The sequence below is a fragment of the Mesorhizobium sp. M7A.F.Ca.MR.362.00.0.0 genome (assembly GCF_004023175.1).
GTDB lineage: Bacteria > Pseudomonadota > Alphaproteobacteria > Rhizobiales > Rhizobiaceae > Mesorhizobium.
This window is the reverse complement of the sequence record NZ_RZTF01000117.1, coordinates 1-5,233: the sequence shown is the minus strand read 5'-3', so window position 1 is coordinate 5,233 and position 5,233 is coordinate 1. Positions and strand designations below refer to the sequence as shown.

Genomic DNA, 5,233 nt, shown 5'->3' with positions numbered 1-5,233 from the left:
GCGCTTGTGCCTAGACTACTAGCCATAGGCGCCGACGTTCCTGTCTATCTCATGATGACTTTGCCGTACTTGCTGACGCTTGTCGTGCTGGTGGCAGGCTCGTTGGGCGGCCGGCGCTCCGGCGAGCCGGCCTTCCTCGGCAGGGTCTATCTACGACAAGACAAACAATAAGGAACTTGCCCGGTTCATGAGCCCCGCCGCCCGCATCCTTCTGGACTTCGCGGATTTCATGGACAAGCAGCTAGGATCGCCGATGTCTGTGCCGTCCCCCCTCGCCCGGCGCTGACCCTGCGGCTCCGCTCGACGCCTATTCGCGTGCCACTAACCGTGAGATCAAGAACAAAGCGCCACGGAGACGACAGAGGGGTCGCCGCGCGTTAAGCGCCAACGTCATCCGCAACAGCAGGCCGAGCCCAGCCGGACCGCCCCTCTGGCCTGCCGGACCCGGCCCTTCGCTTTCGCTCCAGGCGTTCGTCGTTCGGAAAGCCAAGCGATTGGCTTTCCGTCCGCTGCGCGGACCACTCCCTCACCCCCCTCAAGGAGGAGATCAGCAGCTTCAGCGGATCAGAACTTGTAGCTGAGCCCGACCCGGATATCCTGCGTCTGGAGGTCGACATGGGTTTCCGTAGGCAGACCGGCTGCCACCGAGAGATCCTGGCTGCCGAAGTCGGAGTAGCGGTATTCGGCCCGCGCGATCCACTTGTCGGTAAAGGCGTGTTCGATGCCGGCTCCAACGGTCCAGCCGACATGGCTGTCGCTGTGGAGCGTTACTTCGGCGGCAGGGCCACCGGCGCTGACCGCAATCAGTTCATACTTGGCCGCGGCGACGCCGGCAGTGATGTAGGGCAAGGTCCGATCGAAAGCATAGCCGGCGCGCAGCCGCGCCGACCCCGACCATTTGAGTTCGCTCTTGAGCAACGTGGTGACACCGCCGCCGCCGGCGTCGAGGGCCGTCAGCCCATCTATATTGCTGTACATGATGTCGGCCTCGGCGCCGATCACGAAGCTGTTCTCCATCTGGTAATTGGCGCCGATATGGACACCGCCGATAAATCCGTTCGGATCGGTGGAGACATTGAGATCGGTGGCCCCGCCCAGTCCGCCGCCGGCGATGAACAGATTGGATTTTCCGGCCGCGTAGCCGATGTCGACGCCGGCATAGAGTCCGGACCAGTCGTAGCCGGATGCAACAGGCGAAACCTCATTGATATCAGCCGCACACGCCACACCGAGCGGCGCGAGAATGAAGGCCGTTGCGAGAAGAAGAGTTTTCATTGTTGTCTGCTGCCCCATGTTGCTTCCCCGCCGCACAAATGAGCTGCGGAGATCCAGCTGTTGTCGAGAAATCCGGTGTTGCATTGTCCGCCCGCCGCGTCTTGGGCTGGGCCGCACCCGAATTGTCGGGGAAAGCATAGCAGCGCTTTCCCGGCTGGTGTGGCCATTCGGCCTCAGTCGATCAGCGCGCCGTGCATTCAGTGGCTGTCGGCAAACTACCTGGCACTGCCCGGTGTCGAGCCGAATCGGCGGCGGAAGCAGCGGTTGAAATAGGAGACGTCGGAGAAGCCGCTGAGCAGCGCGATCTCGCTGATCCGCATGCGGTCATTGTGCCTGTCGCGGAGCATGCGATGCGCCCTTTGCAAGCGCAGTTCGAGAATGCGCTCGGCAAAGCTCACCCCGGTTTCCTGCAGCAGGTCATGGACATAGCGAACGGAGAGCCGCAATTGCCCGGCAACGCCCTGCGCCGAAATGGCGGGATCGGCGAAATTATCCCGCATCTTCTGCAGTATGGCCTGCAGCCTTGCCGCGCGCAGGCCGCGCAGGCCCGCCAGTTCGGCCGCTTCGCCCTTGGCGCCGGTCGCAAGGCCGATCAGGTCGACGATCGTTTCGGTGGCGTGGCCGATGAGGTCGGGCGAGACCAGCGCCGGGCCTGCTTCCAGGAAGCTGCAATAGCGCTTGAGCATGCCGAGCGCCTCATTGTCGGCTCCAACGGTCAACGCCAGCCGATCCTCGATATGAGCGAAGGCATTTTCCAGCACGGCACGAGGGAGCACCACATTGGCCCAGACATTGCTGTCGCCGCCGGTCATCTGCAACGCTTCCGAAGCCGAGACCAGTGCGGCCTCGCCTTTGCCGACGTGATAATCGCGGCCAATCTGCGTGCCGCTGAGCACCGTATCGCCATTGTTCACCAGCAGCAGATAGCCGTCGCGACCATCGGCGGCGATATTGCCCGCCTTGCGGCTGGCATGACGGATCGTCCCGGCCATCTGCCCAAGCACCAGCGAGCCGACAGCGGTGGCTTCGATCGCGGCTTCGAACGACAGTCTCTCCGAAATCGTGTATTCGACCGACCATATCTCGGCGACATGGATGTCCTGCCAGAGCGCGAAGCGTGCGCGATGATCCAGATGCGGCGGCAGATCCGCCGATGAGAAGACGTTCTTTTGCAAGGGGCAACCGGCCTTTTCTACAATCGCGTCTTCATTTCGACACGCACCGTATGGGACCAGATCACGGTCTGTCCAGAGGCGGAAATACTTGTGCGCCAAGTGACAATTCCAGTGCCGTCCTGGACAAGGATTGGCTTAATTTCTTGGATTGGGCTGGTTGAATTTCGGATTACTCGAAAATACCCAGTGCCGACGAATCGCGCCACCCTACTCCGGCGACGGCACCGGCGGCCGTGATGTCAGCGCCGTGCCGAAGGCGGCGACAACGACGGCTGCGATCCCGGCCAACTGTGTTGCGGTCAGGCTTTCATGCAGGAACAGGAAGCCGGCCAGCGCACCCAGCCCCGGCTCCAGGCAGGTCAGCGTGCCGTAGATGCGCGCCGGCATGCGGGTCAGCGCCACCATCTCCAGGAAGAACGGCAACGCGCTGGAAAACAGCCCGACCAGCAGCGCGCTGACCAGGATCGACGGCGACAGCAGCGCGGATCCCGCCTGCGCGATACCGAAGGGCAGCACCAGCACAGCGGCGATGGCCATGCCGTAGGCAGTGGTGCGGGTACCAAGCTCCGCGCCGGCCTTCTGGGCAAGCACGATATAAAGCGCCCAGAAGCCACCGGCAGCCAGCGCCAGCACCACCCCTATCGGATCAAGCGGCGCGAGGGAATGAACGAACGGCGACAACAGCAGGATGCCGACCACCGCCAGCGCGATCCAGGCAAAGTCGCTGGCGCGCCGCGAGCTCAAGGTCGCCACCAGAAGCGGGCCGGTAAACTCCAGCGCCACCGCGATGCCGAGCGGAATCCTGGCGAGCGCTGCGTAGAACAGGAGGTTGAGCGCGCAAAGCGTCACCCCATAGGCGACCAGCCACGGCAAAGTGGCACGCGAGGGCCGCATCTGCCAGGGCCGCAGCACCGCGATCAGCATCAGCGCACCGATGACCAGCCGCAGCGTCGTCGTGCCTTGCGCGCCGATCTGCGGGAACAGGCCCTTGGCAAAGGTGGCGCCGATCTGGATCGACACCATGGCGCCCATCAGTGCCGCGACCGGCAAGGGCGCCGCTTCGCGACGGGCAACCGGCGTCGATGTCACGTGATCCCAACCTCCATGCCGCCGGGTCCAAACCCGACCGGCGGCATGGAGATAGGGCGAACCGGCCGACCTGTCGTGAGGCAGCGGCGGACTGGCTGCTGGGGCACGGACTGTTGGCACGCCATGAGCCTCCCAGCCCGCGAAGCGTTCATTGCCGCAGTGCACAAGGAATAGCTGGAGATGATCCTGTAGATGCGAGAGCGCAACGACAACGATACGCTTTAGGCAATGGCGGCCGAGCGCTTGAACACGATGATCACCTGAGTGCCCTCGCCGGCGCTCGACTTCACGTCGAACTGCGCCTTGGCATTCTCGGTCAGCGAGCGGGCGATCAGCGCGCCGAGCTTGCCGCTCTTGGGCCAGGTTTCGCCGTCCGGCAGGCCGATGCCGTCATCGGCGATCACGATGCGGCAGCCATCGCCGTCGACGATGCTGTGCAGCGTGATCGTCCCGCCGTCTCGCCCCTGGAAGGCATGTTTGAGCGCGTTGGTCAAAAGTTCGTTCACCACCAGCCCGGTCGGCATGGCGACATTGATCGACACCGGATAGGTGTCGACCTTCATGTCGAGGCGAATGCCCTCGACCGCATGCGAGTTCATCACCGCCGACGCGATCTGGCTGAGATAGACACCAAGATCGACCTCATCCTTTTCATCGTCCCCCGACAGCGTCTGGTAGAGGATTGCCAGCGCATCGACGCGACCTGCCAGCCTCTCGAAACGCTTCTGATCCGGTTCGGCCGCGTTGCGCGTCTCCATCCGGATCAGTGCGGTGATCATCTGCAGATTGTTCTTCACCCGGTGCTGCAATTCGCGCAGCAGCGTGTCCTTCTCGCGGATGCGCTCATCGATCGATCGCGCATCTTCGGTTTCGCCATGGGCCGAGACGTCGACCAGCGCCACCAGCCGGAAGCAGGCCTTGCCATTGTCGTCCTCGATGACGTTGGAATAGACGTCGACGATCACAGATTGGCCTTCTGTCCGCTCCAGCCGGAACGTACCGATGAAATCGGTGTCCTCGACCACGGCCTCGAACAGCGGCCGGTCCTTCTGCTTGTGCAGGCCGGTGCCGGAAAGCGCCGCCCAGTGTTGCCGGGCGAGCGTCGCCGCCTTGAGGCCGGACAGTTTCTCGAATTCCGGATTGGCATAGACGACACGCTCCTTCGAAACTAGGTCCGAGACGGCAATGGCGATCGGTACCTGGTCGAGGAACTTCTTGAACTGTTCGCTTTCCAGCGCGCTGGCAAGGTCCGGCGTTTCGAGCAACTGCCCGACCGCTTCGGCCTTCTGTGTATCGGATGTCATCTGCGGCGCCTGTGCTGTGTGGTCACCATCAATAACAGTGATGCGATCACCCCGCCATCGCCAAAGCTCAAGGCGGCACTTCACGCGCCGTCACGAGCGGTGTGTCGCACAATCTCGAAATCCGCGTAGCCGCCTCGGAATACTTGACCGAGCCCTGGGAACCGCTCACGAGGCCGGCTTCGACGCCAGCCTTGGCGCGGTCTTGACGTCGACGATCTCAGGCTTGGCACTGTCCACCGTGCCATCCCAGCCGCCACCGAGCGCCTTGTTGAGGGCGATGTAGTTGGTCGCCAGCAGGACGCGGCTTTGCAGCAGCGAGTCCTCGGCCGAGTAGAGCGAGCGCTGGGCGTCGAGCACATCGAGCAGGCTTGTCTCGCCGGCCTTGTAGAG

Annotated in this window: 6 protein-coding genes (1 of these 6 cut by a window edge); 1 reads left to right on the top strand and 5 read right to left on the bottom strand. The window is 63.3% G+C overall.

The genetic code is table 11. The annotated features are described in order from the left end of the window. Positions 1–171, top strand: partial view of an ABC transporter permease gene (locus EOC06_RS16355; RefSeq protein ID WP_128308257.1) — the final stretch only. 768 nt of this gene lie to the left of the window's left edge; 171 of the gene's 939 nt are visible here — the last part of the coding sequence; its start codon lies off the left edge, out of view; the stop codon is at positions 169–171. A 393-nt stretch (positions 172–564) separates the two neighbouring features. Here the strand turns inward: EOC06_RS16355 and EOC06_RS16345 are convergent, their stop codons facing one another. From EOC06_RS16345 to EOC06_RS16325, 5 genes are all read right to left on the bottom strand, one after another. Further along, positions 565–1,275: an outer membrane protein gene (locus EOC06_RS16345; protein ID WP_164762590.1), complete on the bottom strand. Its 711-nt coding sequence runs from the start codon at positions 1,273–1,275 to the stop codon at positions 565–567. Between the two features lie 215 nt (positions 1,276–1,490). Continuing rightward, positions 1,491–2,450 carry an AraC family transcriptional regulator gene (locus EOC06_RS16340; protein ID WP_127271117.1) on the bottom strand — a complete coding sequence of 320 codons (960 nt, stop codon included), beginning with the start codon at positions 2,448–2,450 and terminating at the stop codon, positions 1,491–1,493. A 207-nt stretch (positions 2,451–2,657) separates the two neighbouring features. Then, positions 2,658–3,539 (bottom strand): DMT family transporter, encoded by an 882-nt coding sequence (locus EOC06_RS16335; protein ID WP_128308255.1) that lies wholly within the window; start codon positions 3,537–3,539, stop codon positions 2,658–2,660. A 221-nt stretch (positions 3,540–3,760) separates the two neighbouring features. Beyond that, complete coding sequence (locus EOC06_RS16330) at positions 3,761–4,843, bottom strand: sensor histidine kinase (protein WP_128308254.1); 1,083 nt, start codon at positions 4,841–4,843, stop codon at positions 3,761–3,763. Positions 4,844–5,008: 165 nt separating this feature from the next. Continuing rightward, the coding region (locus EOC06_RS16325) for a TolC family protein (protein ID WP_164898612.1) at positions 5,009–5,233 on the bottom strand (225 nt) is incomplete at its 5' end.